Source organism: Veillonella sp. CAG:933, from assembly GCF_000431435.1.
In the GTDB taxonomy this organism is placed as follows: Bacteria; Bacillota; Negativicutes; order Veillonellales; family Veillonellaceae; genus Veillonella_A.
This window is the reverse complement of sequence record NZ_HF986211.1, coordinates 1-26,590: the sequence shown is the minus strand read 5'-3', so window position 1 is coordinate 26,590 and position 26,590 is coordinate 1. Positions and strand designations below refer to the sequence as shown.

Below are 26,590 nucleotides of genomic sequence, written 5' to 3'. Positions count from 1 at the left end.
TTTTTAGGGGTGTATTTCGTTACAGCCCCTTTGTCATGCCTATTCGGCGTACAAACAAAAACCACAAGGGGTGGAAAAACCCTTGTGGTTACTGTATTTTTATATTAATTGATGATGAATTAGAGCCCACATATGACTTAACTTAAAATCCTAATTTTATTCTTGAGTACACATGTTATCATCATCTGCTTCTTCATCATTTTCATCAGTTTCACGAACCGGTGTTTTGCTCCAAGCGAGCCAAGCACAGATGGCCATGCATACTACGACGGTACCTACCATTGGCCATGGGGTGTTGTTAAAGAAGAGTGCTAAGGCTACGGAGGATACGATGCCGCTACCGTATTGCAAGGAGCCGATAAGAGCGGCAGCGGTTCCTGCTTTGTCGCCCGCTTTATCAAGGGCAGCTGCAGTAGCGCAAGCTGAAATGATACCATTGGTTGCAAAGATTAAAACTACGGACAAAATAACACCGTAAACGCCCCACACATTTGTATAGGTCATAAAAACCAGCAATAATACAGCTGCCATTGTACCTAAGGTAGATGCCCGAAGTAAGGTGTCCATCGTATAGCGGGCAACGAGTGCTCTGTTTACGGAGCTCATAATAACTACACCGATAACATTCATGGCAAATAATGCGCCGAAATAACGTTCCGGAATGCCATAATAAGTAATATATACATAAGGTGTACCGGCAATAATCGCATAAGCCCCCATATAGAAGAAAGCTACGCACAAGGTGTATTTCATGAACGCCCAATCGGCAAATAATTCGCCATAAATTTTAAAAGCTTTTTTAATCCCCGCCTTGTTGCGACGTTCTTCCGGCAATGTTTCCGGTAAAAAGAATGTGCCGATACCGATTAAAACACCGACAACAGCAACGGCCCAGAAAATCATATGCCAAGAAGCAAATTCAACAATTAAACCACCAATGGAAGGGCCTACAATTGGTGCCCCTGCCATGAGCATGGTAATCAAGGATAATTTGTCAGCCGCTTCAGCAAGGCTGTAGCGGTCGCGAATCATGGCTCGTGATAACATAGGCCCCACACAGGCACCGATAGCCTGAAAAATTTGCCAAATAACGAGTTCTGTCATGGTATCGGCAGTGGCACAACCAATCGTGCCGATAACAAATAATACCGAACCCATAATTAACGGTTTAATACGACCGATGCTATCACTAATAGGACCCCACACGAGTTGCGCAATCATAAAACCGAATAAATAGCCGCTGATTGTGAGTTCCGCCCCCGGTCCCAACATTTCCGTCATAGCAGGTAACGCCGGTAAGTATACATCCGTCGATAAGGAGTTAACCGCCATCAACGAAGCCAGCACGGATAAGAATATAAATGAATTATTTCTCATTTTATTTACAAATTCCAAAACTATCACTCCCTCACTCAATAAGAGACAATGATGCGAAATGAATCGTATCAGTATCTCTTAAAAACTACGTCTTTATATTTTTGAAAAAGTTATTTCAAACAAAACATTGTTATCCATTTATCAAAAACATATTTTTTCACCACTAATCTTATTTATTGCGACGTTCTTTTACCAAATTAATGAAAAAGTCTACTGTAGCCGGATCCTGATGGCTGAAGAATAAGCTTGTCTTCGTATCCAAAGATTGAATGCGCGCCATGTCATCAGCGGACAACTCAAAATTCATCACATCAAAGTTTTCTGCCATACGTTCCGGTTTAACGCTCTTCGTCAAGCAAACAATGCCGCGTTGTACTTGCCAACGAATCATAACCTGAGCCGTTGATCTATTGTATTTTTTAGCAATATCCATCAAAACAGGATTTGTGAAAATGTTATTGCGTCCTTCCGCAAACGATGCCCAAGATTCTAACTGTACATTGTTTTTAATCATATTTTCCTGCGCTTCGATTTGCTGATTGAACGGATGTGTTTCCACCTGATTTACCTGCGGTTTAATTTCAGTAAATGCCACAATGTCGCTCAAACGATCCGGATAGAAGTTACTTACACCGATGGCACGTGCTTTGCCGGCTTTATAAGCATCTTCAAGCGCACGATAGGCACCATAGTAATCACTGAATGGCTGATGCAATAAGAATAAATCAACATAATCAGTTTTTAATTTTCTCAAAGATTCATCGATAGACGCTTTAGCTTTTTCATAACCATAGTTATCAATCCAGATTTTGGTAGTTAAGAAAATTTCTTCACGAGGGATACCGGATTCGGAAATCGCTTCCCCAACTTCTGCTTCATTAAAATAAGATTGTGCCGTATCAATGTGACGATACCCAACTTTTAACGCTTCAAGCACAGCTTGTTTCGTATCTTCCTTCGGAATCTGGTACACACCGAAGCCTAAAATCGGCATCTTTACACCATTATTCAAAATAACTTCTTTTTCGTTGTAATTATTCATAGTCATATTATCGCTCCTTTTATTCTAAGTACTTGCGTTCAAAAACAACTTCGTGAACACTTCTACGTAACTTACATGTCTAAGTATATAGAAACTTATCGTTAAAGTACAATAGTAGTTATCCATAGCAGTATACGGTATAGTTATACTGAAAGTTGAAGCCTGGCTGCGGCTTAGTGCTAAATAACTTAATATAAAGACCGTTACTATCCTGTTTGCTCCTACGTGCCGCGGGCACAAAAAGTCGCTTCACAGGATAGTAACGGTCTTTTAGCATTTCAGCTGTTTTAGCTACTAAGCCGCACCAAGGGCTTCGCCGTTTCACATAACGGGTGGAGGGGAAAGGAAGAATGCTCCTGAGCCCATGCTACAAAAGAGTCGCTTCTCAGGATGGTAACGCTCTTTTTGCGTTTCAGCTGTTTTAGCTACTAGGCCACACCAAGGGCTTTACCGTTTCACAAAACAGGTGTCGTAGGAAAAGAAGAAACCTCCCGGGTCCGTTCTATCAAAGATCTCTTTACAAGATATAAAAACATTATGACCGGTGAGTTATTTTTGTATTCTATATCTTTAAATAAAATTATATAGAATAAGTAACTCCCCCCTCTCCTATTGATTCGATATACGGCGCTAACCTTAGATGCGGCCACGGCTGATGCTCCAAATTAGATAACAACAAAACGACCCTCTCTATCCTGTGACGCGACTCTTTGTGCCCGCGGCACGTAGGAGCAAACAGAATAGAGAGGGGCGTTATTTTATTTAGTTAAGTCGTGGCCGCATCCAGGCTTCGCCTATACGAACTCTTCCTCCCTCCCCCCTATTAACTAGGCCGGTCATGGCGTTTTAGCCCTTTATGTGGCCTAGATCCTAAATAAGCAGAATGCAAAAAAGGACCCTGACCATCCTGTGTAGCGACTTTTGTGCAGAATGCACCCAGGAGCAAACAGGATGGTCAGGGGCCTTTATTCAATTATTAGAGTTAAGCCACATAAAGGGCTTACGCCTCAACGGCTCTAGTTAATAATTCCTCCAGCATGCGCGGATGGTAATGGCTCATAAACACAGTTGTATCTCTATCAATGGTTTTAATAGCTGCCATGTCTTCTTCGGTAAGGCTAAAGTCAAATACGTCGAGGTTTTGCGCCATCCGTTTAGGGCTGGAGCTCTTGGCGAGGCATACAATACCGCGTTGAAGTTGCCAACGAATCATGATTTGTGCCGTAGATTTATTATATTTTTTACCGATTTCTTCTAAGATTGGATTGGTAAAAATACCGTCTTTACCGCGAGCAAAGGCAGCCCAAGACTCTGTCTGAACGCCATGTGCTTCCATATTGGCACGGGCAAATTCCTGCTGGAAGTACGGATGAATTTCAATCTGGTCGACTTGCGGTTTAATTTCGTTGAAGGCAATGAGGTCATTTAAACGATCCGGATAGAAGTTGCTTACTCCGATAGCACGCAATTTACCGGCTTTATACGCGTCTTCCAAAGCACGATAGGCCCCATAATAATCATTATATGGCTGATGAAGGAGCATAAGGTCAAGATAGTCAAGGTTCATACGTTTTAACGCATCGTCAATGGCTGCTTTGGCTTTTTCATACCCATAATTATTAAACCAAATCTTCGTTGTTACGAAAACTTCATCACGCGGTACGGACGTGGCATTCACGGCTTCACCCACTTCGTTTTCGTTGCCATATAAGCGAGCCGTATCAATGTGGCGATAGCCCGCATCAAGCGCGTCCAAAACGGCCTGTGTCGTGTCTTCATTCGGAATTAAATAAGTCCCAAAGGCAAGAATCGGCATTTTCACGCCATTATTTAGGATTACATAATCTTTTACGTTATTCGTTTCCATATGCTCTCACTCCTATACATCCGAATCGTTCTTTTATTTAGAACTGTTTTAGCTTAATAGACTTATTCTTAGCTTTATAGATTTATTCTCCGCTTAATAGAACTATTCTTAACTTAATAGAACGATTCTTAGCTTAATAAAACTATTCACCTTTTTATAACAATAAAGGCTATCTAATTTTTACAATTAAATAGCCCCATTAACATATTATTTCCCCTGGAAGTTAGGACGACGACGTTCCGCAAAGGCACGCACGCCTTCTTTGAAGTCTTCCGAGAAGCCCAAGGTTGTTTGTAAATGCACTTCTAATTTAGCATATTCATCCCAACCGCTGAATACACTGGCCCACATCATTTCTTTCATAGCTTTGAAGGATAATTCAGGCCCTTTAGCCAAACGAGTGCAAAGACGGTCGGTTGTTTTTACTAATAATTCCGGTTCGCACACTTTATAGACAAAGCCGTATTCTTTCGCTTTTTCAGCAGTTACCGCTTCACCGGTCATGGCGAGCTGCATAGCGCGGTTCATACCGATGGCACGAGTCAATAAGAACATCCCGCCCGCATCAGGTGCAAGGCCTACGTTAACAAAGGCCTGGATAAAACGGCTGTTGGTAGAGGCAATACAGATATCCGCAGCCAATACCATATTAAAAGCAGCGCCTGCTACAGCTCCGTCGGTGCTCATAACAACAGGTTTGGACATTTTTTTCATGGCAAACGAAATTTGCATAACGAGTTCAGCGATGGCTACCAACGACTGCTGGTCGTTCTCTTCAACGGCGCGTTTCATTTCCGACAAATCGCCACCGACAGAAAATACCTTACCTACCGCATTGATTAAAAGCACGCGTGCTTCCGGATCTGCTTCAGTGCGCTCGATGGCATCAAGGATTTCATTACACATAGGAATGTTAAACCCGTTCTGCACTTCCGGACGATTAAAGGTAATTGTTGCGATTTTGTTAGTTACTGAATACAAAATATTGGTATATTCCATTGACTACTCCATTTCTAATACTCGGAATCAAAGCCTTCCTTATATTACCTAAATAACAGGATTCTAAAAAAGTGCCCTCTCAAACTTTATCTTCTACTTTGTTATTAGTATACCGAATTTCTTCGATAATGAAAAGAGGCGGTTTTAGGCTTTATCTTTTAATTTCCCAATTTCTAATAGATAGCCATGGCTATGTATACTAACCTTCATTACCTTATTTTAAAACTGTTTCCTTCATAGCCTGAATCAGCGTTTCATCGGGACGACCATTCCCATACATTAACGCCATGCCGATAAATACGGCCCCGCCGATAATATTACCTAAGCTGACCGGCAAGAGATTGTTAATAAAGAAAGACCCCCAACCGAGTTGTGCCAGGGCATCCGGTGTAACCCCCAATGATGTGGCCTGTGCCACGTAAGACGGATCGGAAGCGGCCAAAATACCGGCCGGAATATAATATATGTTAGCCACACTGTGTTCAAAACCGGATACGATAAACATGAATACAGGTAAATAAATTCCCAGAATCTTACCGGACGTTGATGTGGTGCTGAAGCTGAGCCAGACGGCTAAACATACGAGCCAGTTACAAAGTATTCCCAATGCCAATGCTTGACCAAATGTAAGCGTCACTTTGCCGACCGCCAGTTTAATCGTCATGCCACCCAGCAGGTTGGCGCCACTGTGCCATAGCCCGGATTGGCTTAACAACCACGCGATGCAAAGCGACCCCAATAAGTTTGCCATAAATACAATCACCCAATTACGCAATAAACGGTATAGGGAAATGCGCCCACATAGCCAGGGCCGTTGTTTCTACAGGTTTCAACAATTTTGGATCATTCATAAAAAATTCGCCTCCTAATAACTGACTGTTACATGCATTCTGCTATATGCATACTGCTACATACATACTACTATATGCATACCGCTACATATACACTGCTACATATACGCTTTTACATATACGCTTTTACATATACACTGCTATTTTATAACGACCACTTAGTCATTAACGGCTGACCGATAAAAGCTACCGACTTTTATCAAATATTTACGAACTTTTGTAAAATGACCCTATGTGACTTCACACGCTGAACCTCTGACATAGTTTATCTTTTCTATTGTAGCATAAAACACGATATTTGTGTTGTACTAAATTCAAACGTCCTTAGACCTTAGTCCTATTACAATTCTTTTACAAATACTTTACTGCCTTTTTTCTATATCTTTTTTTAGCACTTTGTTAGGATAAAGAGAGCAGAAGTTCATTTTTATTTGATACATTAGGAGGTATTTTCATGAACGGAAAGCAGCATTTACGTAAAATGGTATTTTTTGCTTTAGCAGGTGCCTTAGCGTTCGGTCTTAGTACGCCCGCAGTCCAAGCAGTAGCTCCTGCAGTGAGTGTAGTTTCTCAAGCAAACTTACCTGCCACGGCTGTGACAAGTAACGCAATTAAAGTAATGCCTATTAACCAGGCAAAATTCTGGCAGGGTCAACGTTTTGACTTTGAAGTGGAATTACCGCTTACTACTACAGAAGTAGCAGTAACAATCAACGGTGAAGACGCTACTAAAGTTTTCAAACAAGACGCAACAATCACCCAATACGCCGACCATATTTCCTATCGCATTAACGATGTGTCTTTCAAAGACACCGGCGACAAACGCGTTAACGTAGTTGCTAACACAGCTCAAGGCGCCATCAGAAAAATGGCTAACTACAAAGTAGTTAACGAAAAAGCTCAAAAGAAAGCTAAAAACGTTATCCTCTTCGTTGGCGACGGCATGAGCATGCAAGCTAAAGAAGTGGCTCGTATCCTTTCTAAAGGCATGAGCGACGGTAAATTCAACGACGTTTTGGCTATGGAAAAAATGCCTCACATGGCTCTTATCACTACTTCCGGTTATGACTCCATCGTAACGGACTCCGCCAACAGTGCTTCCGCTTACAACACCGGTAACAAATCCGTAGTTAACGCTATGGGCGTGTATGAAAACAGCACTCCGGACCCAATGGATGATCCAAAAGTAGAAAATATCTCTGAAATCATTTCCCGTGCGAAAGATATGTCCTACGGTATGGTAACAACTGCGGCTGTAACTGACGCAACTCCGGCTGCCGTAACTGCACACACTCGTCGTCGCGGCGAACAGAACTTCATCGCAATGGACTTCTTAAATCGTAAAAACCCACCGGCTGTTGTTTTGGGCGGCGGTTCCCAGTTCTTCTTACCATTAGAAACTCCTGGTTCCAAACGTAAAGATAATGTGAACGTAATCCAAGAGTTCAAAAACAAAGGCTACCAATTTGCCGGTAACAAAACTGAACTTGCTCAAACTACAGCTGACAAACCAATCCTCGGTTTATTCACGCTTAACACTATGAACGTTTACATGGATCGCGAATTCTTACCTGAAAATCCATCCGTGCTTAAAGGTTTCAACGACCAACCTGGTCTTTTGGATATGACTAAGAAAGCCGTTGACGTATTAGAAAAGAACCCTAACGGTTTCTTCCTTATGTCCGAAGCCGGCTCCATTGACAAACAATTACATACAATGGATTGGCAACGTGCGGCTTATGACGCTATCGAATTCGACCAGACAATCCAATGGGCTCAGGAATACTCCAAAGCTCATGGCGACAACACTTTAATCATCGTAGTAGCTGACCATGCTCACGGTATCAGTATTACCGGTACTTACAGCGAACAAGATGGCAAAGTAGGTCGTGAAGCAGTTCGTGTATACGGTGATGCAGGCTGGCCTACATTCATCGATGCTAACCGCGACGGCTTCCCTGATAACCCTGATGCTGACGTAACCTTAGCTGTTCAATACGCTAATGCTCCGGATCATTATGAAAACTATCGTTTCCAAAATGAACCAACCAGCCCAGCTACAGCCGGCAAAGACGGTCTTGTAATCGCTAACCCTAAACGTGCTCCACAAGGCGCTCGCTTAGTACAAGGCAACTTACCTACAACTACCGGTGAAACCAGCGAAATTCACTCCGCTGACGACGTAGTACTCATGGCTCAAGGCCCTGGTTCCGAATACTTCCACGGCGTTATGGACAACACTGAAGTATTCTTCGGTATCCTCCGTGCCCTTGGCGTTGACGGCAACAAAGATAACAACAAATAATTTTTTACAAGGATGTGACTAGGAACAATGATGCAATTAAAACAGTGGCTACGCCCTTTAATACTTGGCCTCGTAGTACAGCTTGCAGTTGTCATGGTGCCCAACACGGCTTTGGCGGCTTGGCTGAATTTTGAAGACATGTATGCAGGCGCAACTTCAGAAGGGCTTATTTTATCGGATAGCTTATTGTCATTAAATGGGCAAAATGTAACGATGCAAGGTTATATGGCTCCACCGCTAAAACCGACCATCAACTTCTTTGTGCTCACGGAAACACCTATGGCCATCTGCCCCTTCTGCTCAACTGATGCAGATTGGCCTAGTGATATTGTAGTCGTTTATATGGACGATTCCGTAACGGCTTTGCCTTACGATCAGGACATTACCGTATCGGGACAATTAGAAGTAGGCAGCTATGTAGATGGTGAAACAGGCTTCGTAAGTCTTGTTCGCCTCCGTGGTGCTGAGGTTTATTAATATGTTGACGATTCAAAATCTGACCCGTCAATTTCCTGACGGCGACACCTTGATTACCGTATTGGACTTGCCTTCCTTTGAAGCACCGACCGGTAGTCAATGGTGTTTGACCGGCGTTAGCGGCAGTGGCAAATCCACCTTACTTCAGTGCATAGCCGGACTCCTACAACCGACTACCGGCACGATTCAGGCGGATGATGTCAAATTGACCGAAATCAACGCAAAAGAACTCGATCATTGGCGCGGTCAACAAGTTGGTTATATTTTTCAAGACTTCAATCTGCTCAGTTTTTTAACAGCCGAAGAAAACATTATAAGCGGTGCCTTCTTTGCCAATCGTTTTACGCACAAAGAGATGACCGATGAAGCGGTGAAACTCATGGATATCATGGGACTTACCAATCTCCGTCACAAAAAGCCGACCCAATTGAGCAAAGGTGAGCAACAACGCGTGGCTATTGCCCGAGCGCTTATAAAAAAACCTTCCCTACTGTTAGCCGACGAACCGACAGCCAGTCTTGATGCCGCCAACAGTGCCATCGTTATTGACTTATTGCGCAACTACAGCACAGAAGCCAATGCCACATTACTGATTGCCAGTCACGAAACGACTGTTATTTCTCAATTCACTAATCAATTACACTTAACAAAGCGAGGTTCTCATGATTCGTAAAATAGCCTGGCAGCAGCTCTGGTCCAAACCTCTGACCACATCGCTCCTGCTTCTCGTCATGGCGCTCGCGGTAGCCTTAAGTGTATTGGTAGTTTCCTTGGGTAGCGGACTGCAGCGTGGACTCATCGCCGCGACCGAACCCTTTACCCTACTCGTAGGCTCTCCCGGAAGCAGCCAACAGTTTGTACTCAATACCGTCTTTTTACAAGACAAACCCCTTTCCAATATCAGTTACCAAGAAGTTACTCAATTACGCGCCAATACTAAACTTGTAAAACAGGCCATACCTTTAGCTTTTGGCGATAGTGTAAAAGGGTTTCGCTTAGTTGGTACCGAGCCTGAAATTTTTACCGTACGAGCCGATAATACTAAACCGGAATGGCTGCGCCTCTCATCGGGCCGTCCGTTCCAAACCCCTTTTGAAGCCGTTATCGGCCAAGATGTGGCAAAACAATTAGGCCTGGCTCTAGGTGATACCTTCTACTCCACACATGGTACTTTGGCAAAAGGTAAAGAGCATCAAGAAGAAAAATTTACGGTTGTCGGTATATTAGCCGATACCGGCGGCCCTTATAATCAAGCCGTTTTGACACCTATCGAAAGCATTTGGGAGCTCCATGCTCACGGTCATAAACCAAACCGAGTACAAGGACAACTCCCAAAAGCCGCTCAAGCTCAAGCCCAAGAGCAAGTGCAAGACCAAGATCATAGTCACGACCTTTCTGAAAAAGGCGATGTGACGGCTATCATGGTCGAACCGGTAGGTTTCGGACAAGCCTATACCCTAGCAGCCCAATATGTCAAACGCAAAGATGCTCAACTCGTATTCCCCGCCCAAGTCATTACCCAACTCTTCAACCTCATGGGGCGTGGTGAAAAAGTATGGCAACCCATCGGTTACTTATTAATCGGACTTGCCATGGCCGTTGTTTTGGTAACTGCTTATTTGGCAACGGTGAATCGACTCCGCGATTACGCCATCTTAAAAGCGCTCGGCGCTACACAAAAGCAGCTGTACAGTATTTTGATACAGCAAACGGCCTATGTAATAGGTCTTGGCGCAGTCTTTGGCTGGCTCATGGGCTTTGGCGCCTACCTCGGCCTGGCCTATGCATTAAACACCAGTTCAGCCATTATCATGCCGCTGGCCATCTCCTCAGCGTCTTTGCAACTCACCCTCCTTTGCATAGTCGTCGGTCTGGCGGTAAGCCTCTTGCCGGTGTACGCATTCCACCGGAAGGCAAAACAATTACATGATGTAATGAATTAACACACGTTTTACACAATCTCACCTACACAAAAAGGGATATATCACGAAGAACTACCCACTCTTCGCTGATATATCCCTTTTGTATTACATTTTAACTTTAGTTTCTTATTTAACAACTACGAAGGCACCGCTGCCAACGAGTTCTGCCAAATTCGGTAAAACTAAGGCTTCATAGGTTTCGGGAGCCTGTGTCATGGTAAATACAACCTGACGATTATTGCGAACCAAACCTTCAAACAAACGGAGCAACCCTTTTTGTACCGATTCATCCGCTTCACGCACTACATAATCAAACTCGCTGATTAAAAGCATATCAATGCGCACGAATTCTTCCATGAAGTCGGCCACATAACCGTAAGTCACGCTGTCGGTATACGCTTCCACCAAACCTTGACCGGTAAATTCTTTAATTACGAGATTCGGTGTAACGTCCAAAGATTCGCGCTTTACGATTTCGCCGACGTTTTCCATTTTGGCAACCGTCCCTACTACTACAAGCGGATTATGCGCATCAGCACCCAATGCAGCCGCTACGGTATCAAAAGTATGACGCGCGTCAGCTTTTACAATAGTATCGGTTTTCTTTAAAATATCGGTATTAATTGTTTCTGTCATGCTATATCTCCTTATAAACTTTTATCCTTTTATTTTTATTAAATCTATTTGTGAACTATATTCAATATTTTCACTATTACATATTATAGCAGAAAATGACTAAACTTTATAAGAAAAAATAGTTATCTTGTTTCTGTCATAAAATCAAAAATTTTTTACAAAGTTTTTCGTACCTGATAAATACATCTCATCAGAACAGAAAAATCGGCAACCGAATACTCGGTTGCCGATAAGTCCTCATACCTATCTACTACATTGTTAATAAAATATGAGAAGTAGAGTAACAATCTGCTGATTGAATTCTTTAACGATGAGCAAATATGTCGGACTCTCCCCAGTCCTTAATTGACACTACTTAACTTTGGATGCCAAAGCAGCCGCTTCAGTACGTTTACGAATTGCGTCAATCAAAGGCTTAACTTCCAAAAATTCTGCATCCGTCAAACGGAATGTACGACCTTTGCGGTCGAATAATGATTTTTTGCGACCTGCGCCCGCGCGTTTGCCGCCCCACTTGTTAGTTTTCATAACGATCCTCCCTTGGGAAATGCGTAACACTGCCATGCAAAAAAATAACTATGCTTCTCTGTTTCTAGTATATACTATTCAAGCGACAAAATTCAATATTTTATTTCATGTATACCTTAAACTTTTTCAAATTGTTTACATCTTTCAAAACTATAAATCAAATTTCTTGTTTATACGGCGTATTTTATCAAAATAAGCGAATGGAGTATTCAAAAAATAAATTATTTTTAATTATGTCTGATTTCTTAAGTATCATAATTTTAATTTATAAAAATTTAATGCATCAAAGCGAAAGGTATTAATAAAAATTTTTAAAACAAATTATTCTATTACCGCTCGGCAAGCATTAACCACCGTTCCGTTTTAGCATCTAATTTCGCCGCCGCATCGGCACGTTCCGCCATAGTCTTTTCCATGGCTTCGTAATCGCCGCCCGCTTGATTAAGCATGGCATCATAAGCTTTTAACAGGCCTTCCAGCTCGGAAATATCCAGTTCTAATTGAGCAAGCTCTGCCTGCTCTGCCTTTGTAAGTGATTTAGACGCTGCAGGAGCCGTTTCTGCCGTAGTTGAGGTGTCATTAGCCGCATCACCCGTGTGAGAGCCCTTAGAAGCGATTTTATCGCTTTTCGGCTCATTTTTGGCATCCCCTGCTCCGGTTTGGGAGGTACCTGCCTGCTGCCCTACAACACCGCTATTTAATTTACCACCCGCCAAAACACCAATGCCGGTGTCTGCTTCCATTTCATCCAACATATCACGATATTCCGAATACGCCCCATGGACGATTTCAATTTGACCGTTCCCTTTAAATACAAATAATTTATCTACGACGCGATCTAAAAAGTAGCGATCATGGCAAACGGTAATGACAATACCGCTAAAAGAGTCCAAGAAGTCTTCCAGCACTTCCAGCGTCGGAATATCCAAGTCATTAGTCGGTTCATCCAATAAGAGCACATTAGGGGCACTCATGAGGAGTTTTAACAAATACAAGCGGCGCTTTTCACCGCCCGATAGTTTGCGAATCGGTACACCATGAAGTTCCGGGGTAAATAGGAAACGCTCCAAAATCTGACCGGCACTCAACGTACTGCCATCGGCCAACACCATGTAGCGATGGTCTTCCCGAATATAATCCAATACACGCTGATCTTCATCAAATACCGGTAATTCTTGCGTAAAATGCGCTATACGGACCGTTTCACCACGCCCAAGGGTTCCTGCATCCGGTTCGAATTTACCGTCCAATAACCCCATAAATGTGGATTTACCGATGCCATTCGGTCCCACGATACCAATGCGGTCATGACGAACCACATGATACGTAAAATCCTTCACAATCGGAATATCACCGCGACTGAAGGTTAAGTGTTCAATATCAAAAATCGTCTTGCCCAAACGGCTCTTAAGAGCAATCGGATCCAAGGTATCGGCACGACGTGCCACATCCTGGGCTTTTAAGGTTTCATAACGCTGTAAACGGGCTTTTTGCTTCGTCGAACGCGCTTGAGCCCCACGGCGTACCCAAGCCAGTTCTCGTTTCGAGAACTGATGACGTTTTTCCGCCGTCGCCGCTTCCCGTTCTTCTCGGTCCGCCTTCAAGGTTAAGAAGGTTTCATAGGTTCCTTCATAGCTATAAAAATGACGGTCCGACAATTCCAAAATTTCATCGCTCAAGGCATCCAAGAAATAGCGGTCATGCGTACTGATTACGAGCCCGCCTTTACGGCCCAAAAGATATTTTTCAAGCCATTCGATGCTGGCTTCATCCAAATGGTTAGTCGGTTCATCGAGAAGCAATAAATCACTGGGATATAACAGAGCCTGACCCAACGCCAAACGCCGGCGCTGGCCGCCGCTTAGTTCTCTAGCGAGCCGCATCAAATCGGTGAAGCCCAATTTAGTTAAAATCGTGCGGGCCTGTTGTTCAACCTGCCAGCCCCCTTCGGTTTCCATGCGACTCAATAGTTTTAAATGCTCAGGACTGCCCGGCGCAGTTTGGTCCATTCGTTCGTATTCACGGACTAATTTTAAAACCGGATGATCCGCTAAAAATATATTTTCCAATAAGGATGCGTCTTCGTCAAATTCCGGTGCTTGGGGCAAATAATAAACCGATGCCTTACCATTGCGCAAAATAGTGCCTTTTTCCGGCTCAATAAGGCCTGCCAGCATGCGCATGAAGGTTGACTTACCGGTGCCGTTAACGCCAATTAAACCGATCCGTTTATTATCGGTAAAGGTCATATTGGCATCTTCAAATAATCGCCGTGTGCCGTACGATTGACTTACATCCTGTAATGTTAACACGTTCATAATCTATTCAATCCTTTTTCTTGATGATTGTTATCTATTCAAATTCATTTAATACGTTATTTTTATTATACCGCAAAGAAACGGCTTTACCAAACGGCTACTATACATTTCAAAACCACACGATTCCGTTCACAGCTTACTGCCGCTTATTTTAATCATGAAAAACAATAATGATTACCATTATTGACAAGTAACTAATTATACGTCATGATGAGGATAATATGAATGTCATCTGCGTTTTAGTCATTCATAACAGGTATTTTGGTATTTTTTGGTTTTTTATAAGGAGTGTGTTCTATGATTCGTAGTAAATTGCTTAAAGCCACCGCTTCATTATGCGCCGCCGCTCTTTTGACTACCGCTGCGGTAAGTGTAACCTCTGCTCACGGACTTTGGGTAGGTCCGCGTCTCGATCAATTACAGCTTGTGCTCGGCGAAGGACCGGAAGATAATGCCTATCAGCCAAACATGGTTAAATCTTTGACCGGTTATACCAAAGATTTTCAGCAAATTGCTATTCCACAGCAAAATTTTGCCGACCATGTGACCATTACGCCAAGTGAAAACACGAGTGTCGCCGTTATTGTCTTCGATTACGGCTACTGGAGCGTAGATAGTCAGAAAAAGGTTCACAACGCACCTATGAAAGATGTGCCGGGCGCTATTAAAGGAACCCATGCCATTAAGTACAGCATCAACTATCTGAATAAGGTAGGTACACCGAAAGCCATTCCGAATATTCCGTATCAAATCGTACCGTTGGTAGACCCTACACAGCTTAACGTAGGCGATATTTTGCCGGTACAAGTATTGCATGAAGGTCGGCCAATGCCGAATGTAGAAATTATTCCGGATTTAATTAATCATCACACAGTTGTTGAAAAAACGGATGTGGACGGTAAAGCATACTTACCGGTTCGCAACGGCAGCGTGAATGTTATCGGCGTTGAACTCGCCTTCCCATATCCGCAATCTGACGGCCTCGCTACGCAAGATAAAATCTTTACCAGCTTAAGCTTTACGCTCCATCCACAAGAAGATTAATTTGATTCGCAAGAAGATTGATCTAACTTAATATTATTTTGCTTTTTCATTTTTCCCCTCCTAACTAAAAAGCTATCCATCATTGCAACACGATGCAATAATGGATAGCTTTTTCATTGCTTGGCATATATCAATCTGCAGCCTTTACCGGCCGGCATCGATTAAGTCAAACTTTTAATTAAAGGCTATCGTCATAACGAGCCATATTTTCTTGTCGAATATCTTTTAATACTGCAAGCAATTCGTCCGTATCTTCTACGCGAGCAAATAATTCACCAAAGTATTCAGAATCTTCTACTGTCACACTCCACTGAAACGAATCCATATCATCATATAGGTTAAAAATAATCGGTTCATTCAACGAAGTCGGCACACCGCCATCTTCATCGGTAATCGTGGCATAATCACCATCATCATCAATTTGATAAAACAATGTTTCCCGATCGTCAATTTCAACTAATTCAAAACCTAAATTCTCATAAAACGATTCCAGCGCGTCGCCGTCCATACGAATCCTCCTTTAATACAAAACCCCATTCCCCTTCGGGATGTTTAGTCCATTGTACAAAAAATTCTAAAGCTTCGCAAGAGAGTTTTTTACATCCCCAACAGACGTATTCACATTACCGACAGGCTTTTTACGTTCATCTAACAAACACTGAACTGCTCTGACAATATTGGCTGCCCCATCCAGCTTCCAATGCAATTCTTCCCTCGACATCTCATGTAATCGTTCCGGATTAGCCAATAAACCGGTCACTACAGCGTGTAAATTATGAATATCGCGCACCCAACGGGCAAAACCCTGTTGTTCAAAAAAAGCAGCATTGCCTTCTTCTTGCCCCGGAATGGCGCTGAAGAAAACCATCGGTACACCAACCGTAACGGCTTCCATACAGGTCAAACCACCCGGTTTGGTAACCAACATGGCCGCTTCCCGCATCAATTTGGCAACTTCCAAAGTATAGCCGTATATCGTCGTAGGAGTGCGCAAATTCTTGCGCATGCTCATAAGCCCTTCGTAAAGCTCCGCATTACGTCCGGTAATAACAATGAGCTCATCAATACCGGATACTTCATCTAAATGCTGCAATGCCGATTCCACGCAACCGAGTCCGAGACCACCGCCCATAATGAGGACCTTTACCGGATAGGCATGCTTATACTCGGTTAAACGATGCTCATAAAATGTACGGCGTACGGGAATACCCGTGATCGTAATTTTATCGACCGGAATACCGGCTTTACATAATTCATCCACCATCGAAGTGGTGCCTACAAAATAGGCATCAATTTGTTTGTACACCCAGAATTGATGTACTTGAAAATCAGTAATTACCGCTACCAAAGGAACATCAATTAAATGCTGGCGTTTTAAAATACAAGCCGCCCCACAGGGAAAAGGATGAGTGAAGATAATAATATCCGGCTTTTCCCGATTAATCAGTTTTAACATACGACGCTTCAACATCCATGACAACGCCGTCTGCGCGGTGCTGCCTTTTTTATCCCCTTGCGACATGCGATAAATAACATCGTACAGCATAGGGAATACGTCAATCATCTTAATATAAGTTTCTTTAATCAAGTTGTCAAAAGAAAAACTGTTCGTATTTAAAAAATCTACATGGGTAATAATGGCATCAGGATTTTTCTGTGCCCAATACTCTTCAATGGCTCGGGCTGCTTGCGTATGCCCTGTACCGATTGAAGCTGATACTATGAGTATTCTGTCTGGCTTGCTCATAAATGTCTCCTTCCCTGTTCTTCAATTATAACATATTTTTCGAATTAGAAACGGGAAAGAACTTGTTTTTTGCATAAAAAAAGAGACCCCCTTATTGCCGATTGGCAATCGTAACAGCCGTCTTAACGACGCTGTCATCATGGGCGGTCTCTTCTAAAACCGGGCAAATTATTTTTTGCGAGGTTTAACTTTAGTTTGTACGTTTACTAATTCTTTTAACTGTTTACCGGCTTTGAATGCAGGGGATTTGGAAGCTGCAATTGTAATAGCTTTACCAGTCTGTGGGTTGCGGCCTTCACGAGCGGAACGTTCGCGAACTTCAAAAGTACCGAAACCGATAACCTGAACTTTTTCGCCTTTTGCTAATTCTTCAGCTACTGTGTCGAACACAGCTTTAACTGCTTTTTCAGCATCCTTTTTAGTTAATTCGGCTTTCTGAGCAACACTTGCGATTAATTCTGTTTTATTCATGACAGAACCTCCTTAAAAAATAGAATGTATCCATTCATTGTAACTTGTAAGAGTATATCACGCCTTACGAATCATTTCAATGAATGTTTTTGTTCAGACACTTTAGCCGATTCCCAAAATAAGTCCAATTCTTCTAATGAAAAGTCCTTCCACGATTTTCCACTGTCTTTAACACAGCGTTCTACATGGGCAAAACGTTGGCGGAACTTATTGTTGGTGCGGTTTAGTGCATTTTCACCGCCTATTTTATACCATCTTAGAAGATTAATCAAGGAAAAAAGCACGTCCCCGCCCTCTAATTCTGCATTTTCATAGTCTTTTTCGGCGATGGCCTCCTTAAATTCGGCAATTTCTTCTTCAAATTTGGCCCACACCGGAGGCTCAGTATCCCAGTCAAAACCTACCTTCGCGGCCTTTTCTTGCAGTTTTTGAGCCCCCAATAAAGCCGGTAAGCCCTTGGAGATGCCGCCAAGCAAAGTTTTTTTGTCATGACCCGGTTCTTGCGCCTTCAAAGCCTCCCAGTTTAGCTGGGTTGAAGCTAATTCTTTCGATGTAGCTTTGGCAAAAACATGGGGATGACGGCGAATCATTTTAGCCGTTATATCGTCAATAATATCTTGGACGGTAAAAAGTCCCTGCTCTTCCGCTAGTCTTGCATGGAATACAATTTGCAATAAAACGTCGCCCAACTCTTCGCGAAGATTGGCCATATCTTGATTGTCGATGGCTTCAAGGACTTCATATACTTCTTCCAAAAGATAACGGCGCAAGGTACTATGCGTTTGCAAACGATCCCAAGGGCACCCGTCCGGCGCTCTTAAAGCCGCTACCACGTCAATGAGAGGTTGTAAGGTAAATTCATACCCTTCTTCAGTTTCCGCCCCTTCCAGGCCCGTTAAATCGATTTTAGAGGCATTTTCTGAAGTCCTAACAGTATTTTCAGCCGAGCGATGAAGCAATACCCAAGTCAGGGATTCACCCATGTCTGCTTCCAGTTTAGTCATATAGGAGGCGCCTAACGTGCTTAAATCACTCACCGGCAACCCTTTGCCGAGCGCATTATTTTCACTAAGCGCAACGCCATATAAATCAACTTGACTATTGGTACCGAAACGTTTTTTCAAAACATCAGTAAGATTCGTCAACGCTGTTTCATCATTTATTAAATCAGTGACTAACAAAGTGCCTGTTAAGTCAAAGGGTGTTTCCTCAATTTGATCGGCACCCACAATAAACAGTCCCTGAGCCACATCTATATTCAATTTAACCAATAAAGGGCCGATATTTGCTGTATTCATACAATCTCCTTTTCTGCTTCTCCGTTTCTATGTGCCATAGCCGCTCTTCTATCAGTCCTTATGAGAACGTTTTTTCAAACGCTTCCCGATGACCGGCATGGCCTGCCATTCATCGTCTTTAACAGCTTTTGTAATCAGAAGGCCTGCTCCATAAATGACGATAGCCACTACAATAGCGCCAAAAACCGCAAAATTACCGCCCAGAAGCGGTTCAAAGAAGGAATAGGTCATTACGGTCGCACCGCCCATGGCAAAGGCGGCTAAGGAGATTTTACTCAATTCGAGCCAAGGCACCTGATACTTGATGTAGCGGCGCACAAAAATCATATTTAATAATGCGGCCAAACCAAAGTCAATATTCGTGGACCAAGCCGCCCCGTTAATCCCCCATTCCGGCAAGGCCGTCAAATACCAGCTAAGCGGAATTTTAATGAGTGTACTGATGAACAGATTCACCATAGGAATCGCCGTATGGCCGAGGCCTTGTAAAATCCCCGTACTCACTTGCTGTACACCTAAGAGGAAGATGCTGAGACTCATAACCGCAATGGGGCCTCCCGCATTCGGTGTGGCATAGAGAAGTTCTGAAATCGGCGTAGCCAACACATAAAGCCCCACAAACGCAGGCACCGTAATCAAGGTGGTTATTTTGAGCGCCACATGGCTGCGATTCTGAATTTCCCCCATGTCTTTTTTGGAAAACGCCTCAGAAATGGCCGGCACAAGACTGGCCGCCAAGGACGTAGTCAAAATAATCGGCAAGTTCACCAGCGAGGTAGCCATGCCCGTCAAATAACCGAATAAGGTGGTTGCTTCGCGAACGGAATAGCCCGCATCAATGAGGCGTTGCGGTACAACGCCCAGATCAATGCCCGACACGATGGGCATCATAATGTTGGCCATGGAAACGGGAATGGCCAAAACAAACAAACGCTTCATGATTTGCCATGAGCTTTCCGGAATGATGTCCGTCGCTTGCTCAGCTAATAGTTTAGCCCGCAAATGACGTTGACGTCGGTAAAAATAAAGGAGTACCAATATGCCCCCTACAACGCCCGGAAAGGTAGCTAACGTAGCCCCTGCCGCCGCCATTGGCAGTCCATAAGGCAAGAGGAATAGAGCAAAACCTACCATACAGGCAACGCGTAAAGATTGTTCCACAACCTGCGATGCCCCGGTTGGCAGCATGTCCTGAAACCCTTGGAAATAGCCGCGCAAGCAGCTCAAAATCGTCACTACCACAATTGCCGGCGCCAAGGCCATGAGCGCAAAGCTGCTGCGTGGATCTGTAAGCCATTCCGACTCAACCAGCCACGGTACCGCCAGAAACAGTGCCACGCTGAAAAAAGCACCTAAGGCAAATAAAACCGTAGCGGATACTCTAAAGATTTTTGACGCACCGCGTACGTCTTTATAGGCCAGTTTATCGGCAATCATAATCGATATGGCTACCGGTAAACCTGCTGTAGCCAGGCTGACAATAATCTGGTAAATGGGATAGGCCATCTGATACAGCCCAATCCCTTCACCGCCTAAAATGCGTGCCAACAGCACCTTGCTGAAAGCACCGATAATTTTCACAATTATGCCCGCTAAAGTAAGAATCATAGCCCCTTTTAAAAATCGATTCATACGGTTCCTCCTGAAGCTTACTGAGATTGTAAAGCAGGGTCACGTTTTTCCAATTCCCCCATTAACACCTCAACTGTGGTCAATACGGAAGCACCCTCTTCAATCGGGCTGTAACGTAACACATTATTTTTATCTATTTTAACATGTTGCCAAACCTTTGTCGCTACTAAGCCGGGATCCCAGCCGGCCATCTTCTCTAAGTCCGCCCAGTGAATGATTAAAACACCTTCACGAATAACCATGCTCTTAATGCCGATGGCTCTGGCTCGTTCTTTAATGCGCGCCAATTTCAAAAGTCGTTCCACCGGCGGCGTCGGCGAACCGAATCGGTCAATCAATTCATCGGTAAATTCGTCAAAATCTTCCAGCTTGCGAATCTGCAACAGACGCTGGTAAATGGTAATCTTCCGGGCCGTATCATTGATATAGGCCTCATCAATGAAGGCATCGATGCCAAGATCGATAACCGGATCCACTTCCACCGTTTTGGTAACCGTTTTATGCTGGGCTTTGGCAATCGCTTCTTCAAGCATAGAACAATACAAAGCAAAACCGACTGATGCGATATTGCCGTGCTGCTGTGAGCCCAGTAAATTACCGGCGCCGCGAATTTCAAGGTCACGCATAGCCAATTTAAAGCCGGCGCCCAGTTCGGTGAATTCTTCAATCGCTTTCAAACGTTTTTCCGCCATTTCACTGAGCATTTTATCGGGACGATACAAGAAGTACGCATAGGCACGACGACGGGAACGACCTACACGCCCCCGCATCTGATATAACTGCGACAGACCCAAACGATCCGCATCGTACACGATAATCGTATTGGCGTTTGGAATATCGAGCCCCGTTTCAATGATGCTGGTACATAGCAATAAATCATAATGACCTTCATAAAAATCAACCATGATGGCTTCCATTTCACTGCCTGCCATCTGACCGTGGGCAATGGCAAAGCGCAAATCCGGCATAGCCGCTTCCAAAAGTTCGCCCATGTGCTCAATGGAAGCTACACGGTTATACACGAAATAGACCTGCCCACCGCGCTGAATTTCGCGACGAATGGCTTCGGCAATGAGCTTCATGTCATATTCCACCACATAGGTCTGCACCGGTAAACGGTCTTCCGGCGGCGTGTTGATAACACTCATTTCACGCACCCCTACAAGCGACATGTGGAGGGTTCGCGGAATCGGCGTGGCACTCAACGTCAAGACGTCAATATTATTGGCCCAACTCTTCCACTTTTCCTTCTGCGCTACACCGAAACGTTGTTCTTCATCCACAACGAGGAGTCCCAAATCTTTGAAAGCTACTTTTTTATTTAAAAGCGCATGGGTTCCGATTAAGACATCCACCGATTTATCGGCAACCCGTTTAATAATATCGCGCTTTTCACCCGCGGAGCGGAAACGGTTCAACACTTCAACGCGTACTCCAAAGGCACCCAAACGATCGGTAAAGGTCTGAAAATGTTGTTGTGCCAATACAGTTGTCGGTACTAAGACGGCTACTTGTTTACCGCTTTTTACCGCTTTAAAAATAGCGCGCATAGCCACTTCCGTTTTACCAAAACCAACGTCACCGCAAAGCAGCCGGTCCATCGGATGCGGCTGTTCCATAGAGGCCTTAATTTCTTGAGATGCCTGCAATTGGTCTTCCGTTTCTTCATACGGAAAGGCTTCTTCAAATTCCATCTGGAAGGTATCATCCGGTTCAAAGGCAAAGCCATCCACAACCTCACGTTGTGCATAGAGTTCTACCAGCTTTTCTGCCAAATCGTCAATGGATTTTTGTGCTTTTTGACGAACTTTGCCCCACTCACGGCCGCCCATCTTATGAATTTTAGGCACATCACCTTCATTGCCGATATATTTCTGTAATTGGTCTAAATTGTCAGCCGGCAAAAACAACTTGTCTGTGCCCGCATAGGCAATTTCAATGTAGTCCTTGTGAATGCCTTCTGTTTCAATCGTTTTGAGGCCCACGTACTTCCCGATACCGTGCAAAGCATGGACTACATAATCGCCCGGCGTTAAATCGGTAAAGTAAGTAATCTCCTGACCTTTTGGCACTTTTTTACGAAGCTTTCGCTTCTGTTGACCAAAAATATTGCCTTCCGTAACTACCACCAGGTTACAAAGTGGTAATTCAAAACCTTCCGATAAAAGCCCGCTTACAATGAGAACCGCCTCTTTAGTTGCTTTCAATTCGGCGCTCACTTCATAGGCAATATTCGCTTCGCTGAGGGCTCGTTCTAAACCTTCGCGGCGTTGCAAATTGTTCATAACGAGCACAACTTGACGCCCCTGGGTTAGCCACACGTCTATTTCATCAATTAAAAGCGGCATTTGACGCTCAAAGGACATCATAGACTTACTCTGAAGCCCAATGCTGTCAAAACCGGCTAAACCGGACACGCGCTGCTGCAGGAAGTTAAATGCAATTTCACTTTTAGCCGCATTAGTCCCCATAAACTCGGACCAGGTAAAATGCTGCTGACGGTGCACGGCGTCTTCTTTCAAAAAGCCTTTTAAGGCATCTTGCAAACGATTCGGTTCATCGTACAAAAGCAGGGCGTTTTTGCCATAGCTCAATAAAGAGCCTTCTTCCGACGTATCGTTCAAGTGGAACGGCATAACTGTCATATGTTTAACGGACTCGATTGAGCGCTGCGTGTCGATAGCAAAGGTGCGAATGGTATCGATTTCATCGTCAAAGAATTCAACACGATACGGATTATCGCTGTTTACCGGGAATACGTCGATAATGTCGCCGCGCACGCTAAAATGACCACGTTGTTCCACCTGGTCTGTTCGTTCATAGCCTAAGGTTACCAATTTCTCGAGCATAATTTCACGCTCAACAATGTCACCGGTGGCTAAATGTATAACACTTTCTTTTAATTCTTCCGGCGTTAAAATACGCTGGGTTGCCTCATCAATTGTAGCGATAACTACAACCGGTTCATCGTGTAATAAGGCACCTAATGCTCGCATCTGCAGCCCCTGATTTTCCAGGCTGCGCGCCGCCGTAATGAATGTGACTTTTTCCGTAATAGGAAATGGCATTACGTCCACATCCGGCAAAAAGAATGCCAAATCGCGTTCCCATTGTTCTTTATGGTTCTTATCATGCACCAATACAATAGTAGGCCGCTGCTCTATAGCCTTCATAGCCGTGCTGTAAATGAACGGCTTTTGAGAGCCTCCAAGCCCTGATATTACATGCTTTCCCTTTTTACCGAAAAGTCCTTCCGCCTCTTTATAGGCAGGGTATTTATATAATAATTCCTGTAATGTTTCCATTGGATTTTCTATTACCTTCTTCTTTTTACGCTCATATAGCAACGACAAAACGGGCTTTAGCTACGCCAAAGCCCCTTGTAATTACAAAGTATATGTTTAGTGTACCATAGGAGTCATGCAACATCAATACGAAAAGGTGGTTATTAGGCCCGTCACATCAGTAAAAATATTAATATTGTCCAATGCATTCCCCTTTTGTCTTTGCTATTTTTTAATTATCTATTGACGATATGGCGCCCGATATGATAATATATCTTTGTTGCGGGAGTGGCGGAATTGGCAGACGCACCAGACTTAGGATCTGGCGCCTTCGGGCGTGGGGGTTCAAGTCCCTTCTCCCGCACCAGTTAAGAACTTTAAGCCCTTAAGGGCTTTTTTTATTGCCTAAAATTTGAATTATAGTGTTTAAAAAGGTCAAAGGCTCTACAAAATACCCATCACAGTATTTTGTAGAGCCTTTGATTAGGAGATGATGAAAATGTACGCCCATACATTATCATGACAATATATTAACACTTGCGTGATAATACCAAATATCCATAGCCATGACCGGTACGGGTGTCACATGCATCATCGATTTAGGCAATAAAAAAGCCTTTTCCGACGCATGCGAAAAAGGATATATGATTCTCCTCCCTATCGCTCGTAGGTCAAATGGTGAATGATGAATAGGCAGTTCTCCTGACTTAGCTTCACCGCTCCTCTCGCCTTCCCAGTGTTACCCAGTGACTTAAATGAGATTCGCTCAGCCTTACAGTGACGGGATCGTGTCGGACTTACACCGACTTCTCTATTATGCATTTCTGCACCTATTCCCAACTATGTATTTTATTTATTTGATACTTTCTATACACGTATAGTAACATGATTTTTATACATTGTCAATAAACGAATGTCATTATTTCTCATGATATTGTGAATTAACAACTCAGATAATAAAATAGCCTTTTCGATGATATCTATTAAAGATTCTTTTCTTCCATGGTGCTATACTCAATTTATAGAAAAAACGATTATTCCAATTCATTTAGAGGGAGGTCATTATGAAAAATACAACAGATAAAGTTAATTCCGGACATTCAATAACGCTAAAGGAAACAATTAGCCGTAATTTGGCAATCAGAGATTCCTATCATAAGTTGGAAGATTCCATTAACGGCAAACGCTGGACCATAGAAGAAGATGCATTAGGTTTTTTAACTGACGCTGCACTTATAGGTAGAATGGCCATGGCCTATGAAAAGACATGGCCTACCGAAAATCCGGATAAAGATTTAGAGATTTTGCTACCACATAAATTAGGTGAGTGCGTTTGGTGGCTCGCTGCCTTGGCCGATAGAATGGGCGTGGATTTTGAAAAAGCGGTGGTGGATTTTATTGAGGTGAAAGAAAAGGAGTTAGGTTGAGGCCTATTATAGATCTCCTTTGACAGTATAAGCCCAAATTAAAATCAGATTATTATAATCCGGCATATAAACTGAAGTGAATTGTCCAAAATCTTTTGCTCCGCCCATCTTTTGTTTAAACCATGGCAAAGCTATTGTCCCATCAGAAAGTGCGTGAGGCCCATTGCCTACATAGCCCATAGATACTAATCTTGTATTCTGGTTAGAAAATAAAAGCTTCATTTGTCGTAATTCACCATTTTTTATAGCAAAAAGCGATAATCTACAAAACCACCACCGGTAGTCTGAATAGCAGCTACTAAAATATCTGGTTGTCCGTTAATGCCTTTAATGACATACACACCACCGGTACGAGTCGGGTTGGTTACATTGATATATTCTTCGTTTCTGCTATTATCTCCAAATAGCTTAATATCTTGTTGCAGAGCTATTACGTCATTTAACTCTGAAATATAAGGAGTGTAGGCTGTTGCTTTATAAATTAAATCGTTAGTACTGCCCCAAACAAATGGCGCTGATTTTCCAGCATATTTATCTCCATCACCTACTATGTAGACATTATAGCTGGTACCCTCAACACTGCGCATGATAAAAGATACTCTACTCTTTTCAGCTGCAAAATCATCTGTTAAAGAATAGGAATAAGCTTCTATATAAGATCCACCTGCTGTCATTAGAAAAGCAAAGCAAAACATTAATCTAATAATAATACCTTTCATACAAATGCCTCCCAATAGTAAAATATCAATACTTAATATTTAGTTAAAATATCTTATAAACTATATTATAATTTTACTGATAATATTTCAAGGAATTAGTCAGTTTAATAAAAAGTGTGTAACCTAGGTCTGTCTACCGACTTAGGTTGCAGTCTTTTTTGATTATTTAGAGCGTAGCCGCATTGCTTCGCTTGCTACAGTAGTAGGAATACTATCATTTAATGCTAGGGGCTAGTGGCTTAACGCTCTATTGATTTAGGGCGTACCCGCATTGATCGGCTTTAGTGACTTTTTTAGTGCTATGAAGGCTAGAGGGAGAAAGCTCTATTGATTTAGGACGTGGCCGCATTGCTTCGCTCGCTGCGGTAGAGAAAGCTAGTAACGCAGTGTACGTACCGGCTCAATCAGCGACTACCTATCATTCGTACGCAGTCACGCTATATATGCTTCCCGTTCGGATGCTGTGGATTTTTACTTACTCTCGACTCTACCTGCTGATGTTTTCCGTTCATCCCTGTGATTCTTCTTCGAAGAATCTTACGGTCTGAACTAAGAGATTCGCACCTATTTGTGCGTCGTTACTCTCCTTCAAATAGGGCTCACTACTTAACGCCCCGAACTACGCGATGCTCTATGCTTTATGCGT

21 protein-coding genes, 1 tRNA gene, 1 pseudogene and 1 riboswitch are annotated in these 26,590 nt (G+C 43.3%); of the genes and pseudogenes, 7 read left to right on the top strand and 16 right to left on the bottom strand.

Annotated elements, in window-relative coordinates; translation table 11 throughout:
* Positions 1-156 precede the first annotated feature (156 nt).
* The 5 genes and pseudogenes from QZL64_RS08505 to QZL64_RS08485 all read right to left on the bottom strand — a co-directional run.
* Entirely contained in the window at positions 157-1,395 is a 1,239-nt protein-coding gene (locus tag QZL64_RS08505; protein WP_021841569.1) for a multidrug effflux MFS transporter, read from the bottom strand.
* 151 nt (positions 1,396-1,546) lie between these two features.
* Positions 1,547-2,425, bottom strand: coding sequence for an aldo/keto reductase (locus tag QZL64_RS08500; protein WP_021841568.1), 879 nt, complete (start codon positions 2,423-2,425; stop codon positions 1,547-1,549).
* A gap of 994 nt (positions 2,426-3,419) precedes the next feature.
* Positions 3,420-4,286, bottom strand: a complete 867-nt coding sequence (locus QZL64_RS08495) for an aldo/keto reductase (protein ID WP_021841567.1) — start codon at positions 4,284-4,286, stop codon at positions 3,420-3,422.
* Positions 4,287-4,493: 207 nt separating this feature from the next.
* Positions 4,494-5,285, bottom strand: a complete 792-nt coding sequence (fabM, locus tag QZL64_RS08490) for a trans-2-decenoyl-ACP isomerase (protein WP_021841566.1) — start codon at positions 5,283-5,285, stop codon at positions 4,494-4,496.
* A 214-nt stretch (positions 5,286-5,499) separates the two neighbouring features.
* Positions 5,500-6,081, bottom strand: a pseudogene (locus QZL64_RS08485) (formate/nitrite transporter family protein); the annotation flags it as partial.
* 509 nt (positions 6,082-6,590) lie between these two features.
* On the opposite strand from QZL64_RS08485, the gene QZL64_RS08480 reads away from it, so the two are divergent.
* From QZL64_RS08480 to QZL64_RS08465, 4 genes are read left to right on the top strand one after another with little or no spacing between them, the layout of a single operon-like run.
* Complete coding sequence (locus QZL64_RS08480; RefSeq protein WP_021841564.1) at positions 6,591-8,441, top strand: alkaline phosphatase; 1,851 nt, start codon at positions 6,591-6,593, stop codon at positions 8,439-8,441.
* A gap of 27 nt (positions 8,442-8,468) precedes the next feature.
* Entirely contained in the window at positions 8,469-8,918 is a 450-nt protein-coding gene (locus QZL64_RS08475; RefSeq protein ID WP_226974119.1) for a hypothetical protein, read from the top strand.
* Position 8,919: 1 nt separating this feature from the next.
* Positions 8,920-9,591: an ABC transporter ATP-binding protein gene (locus QZL64_RS08470; protein WP_021841562.1), complete on the top strand. Its 672-nt coding sequence runs from the start codon at positions 8,920-8,922 to the stop codon at positions 9,589-9,591.
* A complete protein-coding gene (locus QZL64_RS08465; protein WP_021841561.1) occupies positions 9,581-10,861 on the top strand; it encodes an ABC transporter permease in 1,281 nt (426 codons plus the stop codon). Before QZL64_RS08470 ends, QZL64_RS08465 begins: the two co-directional genes overlap by 11 nt.
* 105 nt (positions 10,862-10,966) lie before the next feature.
* Here the strand turns inward: QZL64_RS08465 and QZL64_RS08460 are convergent, their stop codons facing one another.
* The 3 genes from QZL64_RS08460 to QZL64_RS08450 all read right to left on the bottom strand — a co-directional run bounded on the left by QZL64_RS08460 (position 10,967) and on the right by QZL64_RS08450 (position 14,322).
* Positions 10,967-11,476 (bottom strand): DnaA ATPase domain-containing protein, encoded by a 510-nt coding sequence (locus tag QZL64_RS08460; RefSeq protein WP_021841560.1) that lies wholly within the window; start codon positions 11,474-11,476, stop codon positions 10,967-10,969.
* A gap of 351 nt (positions 11,477-11,827) precedes the next feature.
* Complete coding sequence (locus QZL64_RS08455) at positions 11,828-12,004, bottom strand: hypothetical protein (RefSeq protein ID WP_021841559.1); 177 nt, start codon at positions 12,002-12,004, stop codon at positions 11,828-11,830.
* Between the two features lie 329 nt (positions 12,005-12,333).
* A complete protein-coding gene (locus tag QZL64_RS08450) occupies positions 12,334-14,322 on the bottom strand; it encodes an ABC-F family ATP-binding cassette domain-containing protein (protein ID WP_021841558.1) in 1,989 nt (662 codons plus the stop codon).
* 297 nt (positions 14,323-14,619) lie between these two features.
* Here QZL64_RS08450 and QZL64_RS08445 point away from each other — a divergent pair, with 297 nt between their 5' ends.
* A complete protein-coding gene (locus QZL64_RS08445) occupies positions 14,620-15,366 on the top strand; it encodes a DUF4198 domain-containing protein (RefSeq protein WP_021841557.1) in 747 nt (248 codons plus the stop codon).
* Between the two features lie 178 nt (positions 15,367-15,544).
* On the opposite strand, the gene QZL64_RS08440 is transcribed toward QZL64_RS08445, so the two are convergent.
* The 6 genes from QZL64_RS08440 to mfd form a co-directional block, all read right to left on the bottom strand.
* Positions 15,545-15,874, bottom strand: coding sequence for a hypothetical protein (locus QZL64_RS08440; RefSeq protein WP_021841556.1), 330 nt, complete (start codon positions 15,872-15,874; stop codon positions 15,545-15,547).
* A 66-nt stretch (positions 15,875-15,940) separates the two neighbouring features.
* Positions 15,941-17,113: an MGDG synthase family glycosyltransferase gene (locus QZL64_RS08435; protein WP_021841555.1), complete on the bottom strand. Its 1,173-nt coding sequence runs from the start codon at positions 17,111-17,113 to the stop codon at positions 15,941-15,943.
* A gap of 168 nt (positions 17,114-17,281) precedes the next feature.
* The gene (locus QZL64_RS08430) at positions 17,282-17,584 is read right to left on the bottom strand and encodes an HU family DNA-binding protein (RefSeq protein ID WP_006556485.1); all 303 of its coding nucleotides are present in this window, start codon (positions 17,582-17,584) and stop codon (positions 17,282-17,284) included.
* Positions 17,585-17,655: 71 nt separating this feature from the next.
* On the bottom strand, positions 17,656-18,882 hold the full coding sequence (gene mazG, locus QZL64_RS08425) for a nucleoside triphosphate pyrophosphohydrolase (RefSeq protein ID WP_021841554.1): 1,227 nt from the start codon (positions 18,880-18,882) through the stop codon (positions 17,656-17,658).
* A 51-nt stretch (positions 18,883-18,933) separates the two neighbouring features.
* The gene (locus QZL64_RS08420) at positions 18,934-20,514 is read right to left on the bottom strand and encodes a putative polysaccharide biosynthesis protein (RefSeq protein ID WP_021841553.1); all 1,581 of its coding nucleotides are present in this window, start codon (positions 20,512-20,514) and stop codon (positions 18,934-18,936) included.
* Between the two features lie 17 nt (positions 20,515-20,531).
* Positions 20,532-23,819, bottom strand: a complete 3,288-nt coding sequence (mfd, locus tag QZL64_RS08415; protein WP_021841552.1) for a transcription-repair coupling factor — start codon at positions 23,817-23,819, stop codon at positions 20,532-20,534.
* Between the two features lie 261 nt (positions 23,820-24,080).
* Here mfd and QZL64_RS08410 point away from each other — a divergent pair.
* Together QZL64_RS08410 and QZL64_RS08405 are read left to right on the top strand one after the other, a co-directional pair.
* Positions 24,081-24,165 (top strand) — tRNA-Leu (locus QZL64_RS08410).
* Between the two features lie 308 nt (positions 24,166-24,473).
* Positions 24,474-24,647, bottom strand: a riboswitch (cobalamin riboswitch).
* A gap of 215 nt (positions 24,648-24,862) precedes the next feature.
* On the top strand, positions 24,863-25,225 hold the full coding sequence (locus tag QZL64_RS08405; RefSeq protein ID WP_021841551.1) for a hypothetical protein: 363 nt from the start codon (positions 24,863-24,865) through the stop codon (positions 25,223-25,225).
* Positions 25,226-25,231: 6 nt separating this feature from the next.
* On the opposite strand, the gene QZL64_RS08400 is transcribed toward QZL64_RS08405, so the two are convergent.
* Together QZL64_RS08400 and QZL64_RS08395 are read right to left on the bottom strand one after the other, a co-directional pair.
* Positions 25,232-25,447, bottom strand: coding sequence for a hypothetical protein (locus QZL64_RS08400; RefSeq protein WP_296309495.1), 216 nt, complete (start codon positions 25,445-25,447; stop codon positions 25,232-25,234).
* Between the two features lie 20 nt (positions 25,448-25,467).
* Positions 25,468-25,944 (bottom strand): hypothetical protein, encoded by a 477-nt coding sequence (locus QZL64_RS08395; RefSeq protein ID WP_021841550.1) that lies wholly within the window; start codon positions 25,942-25,944, stop codon positions 25,468-25,470.
* Positions 25,945-26,590 lie beyond the last annotated feature (646 nt).

Coding starts and splice junctions, on each gene's coding strand:
- QZL64_RS08495 (WP_021841567.1), bottom strand. CDS start 4,286: ATGGAAACGAATAACGTAAAAGATTATGTAATCCTAAATAATGGCGTG.
- QZL64_RS08450 (WP_021841558.1), bottom strand. CDS start 14,322: ATGAACGTGTTAACATTACAGGATGTAAGTCAATCGTACGGCACACGG.
- fabM (WP_021841566.1), bottom strand. CDS start 5,285: ATGGAATATACCAATATTTTGTATTCAGTAACTAACAAAATCGCAACA.
- QZL64_RS08455 (WP_021841559.1), bottom strand. CDS start 12,004: ATGAAAACTAACAAGTGGGGCGGCAAACGCGCGGGCGCAGGTCGCAAA.
- QZL64_RS08430 (WP_006556485.1), bottom strand. CDS start 17,584: ATGAATAAAACAGAATTAATCGCAAGTGTTGCTCAGAAAGCCGAATTA.
- mazG (WP_021841554.1), bottom strand. CDS start 18,882: ATGAATACAGCAAATATCGGCCCTTTATTGGTTAAATTGAATATAGAT.
- QZL64_RS08420 (WP_021841553.1), bottom strand. CDS start 20,514: ATGAATCGATTTTTAAAAGGGGCTATGATTCTTACTTTAGCGGGCATA.
- QZL64_RS08400 (WP_296309495.1), bottom strand. CDS start 25,447: ATGAAGCTTTTATTTTCTAACCAGAATACAAGATTAGTATCTATGGGC.
- QZL64_RS08445 (WP_021841557.1), top strand. CDS start 14,620: ATGATTCGTAGTAAATTGCTTAAAGCCACCGCTTCATTATGCGCCGCC.
- QZL64_RS08440 (WP_021841556.1), bottom strand. CDS start 15,874: ATGGACGGCGACGCGCTGGAATCGTTTTATGAGAATTTAGGTTTTGAA.
- QZL64_RS08395 (WP_021841550.1), bottom strand. CDS start 25,944: ATGAAAGGTATTATTATTAGATTAATGTTTTGCTTTGCTTTTCTAATG.
- QZL64_RS08460 (WP_021841560.1), bottom strand. CDS start 11,476: ATGACAGAAACAATTAATACCGATATTTTAAAGAAAACCGATACTATT.
- QZL64_RS08500 (WP_021841568.1), bottom strand. CDS start 2,425: ATGACTATGAATAATTACAACGAAAAAGAAGTTATTTTGAATAATGGT.
- QZL64_RS08465 (WP_021841561.1), top strand. CDS start 9,581: ATGATTCGTAAAATAGCCTGGCAGCAGCTCTGGTCCAAACCTCTGACC.
- QZL64_RS08470 (WP_021841562.1), top strand. CDS start 8,920: ATGTTGACGATTCAAAATCTGACCCGTCAATTTCCTGACGGCGACACC.
- QZL64_RS08405 (WP_021841551.1), top strand. CDS start 24,863: ATGAAAAATACAACAGATAAAGTTAATTCCGGACATTCAATAACGCTA.
- QZL64_RS08480 (WP_021841564.1), top strand. CDS start 6,591: ATGAACGGAAAGCAGCATTTACGTAAAATGGTATTTTTTGCTTTAGCA.
- QZL64_RS08475 (WP_226974119.1), top strand. CDS start 8,469: ATGATGCAATTAAAACAGTGGCTACGCCCTTTAATACTTGGCCTCGTA.
- mfd (WP_021841552.1), bottom strand. CDS start 23,819: ATGGAAACATTACAGGAATTATTATATAAATACCCTGCCTATAAAGAG.
- QZL64_RS08435 (WP_021841555.1), bottom strand. CDS start 17,113: ATGAGCAAGCCAGACAGAATACTCATAGTATCAGCTTCAATCGGTACA.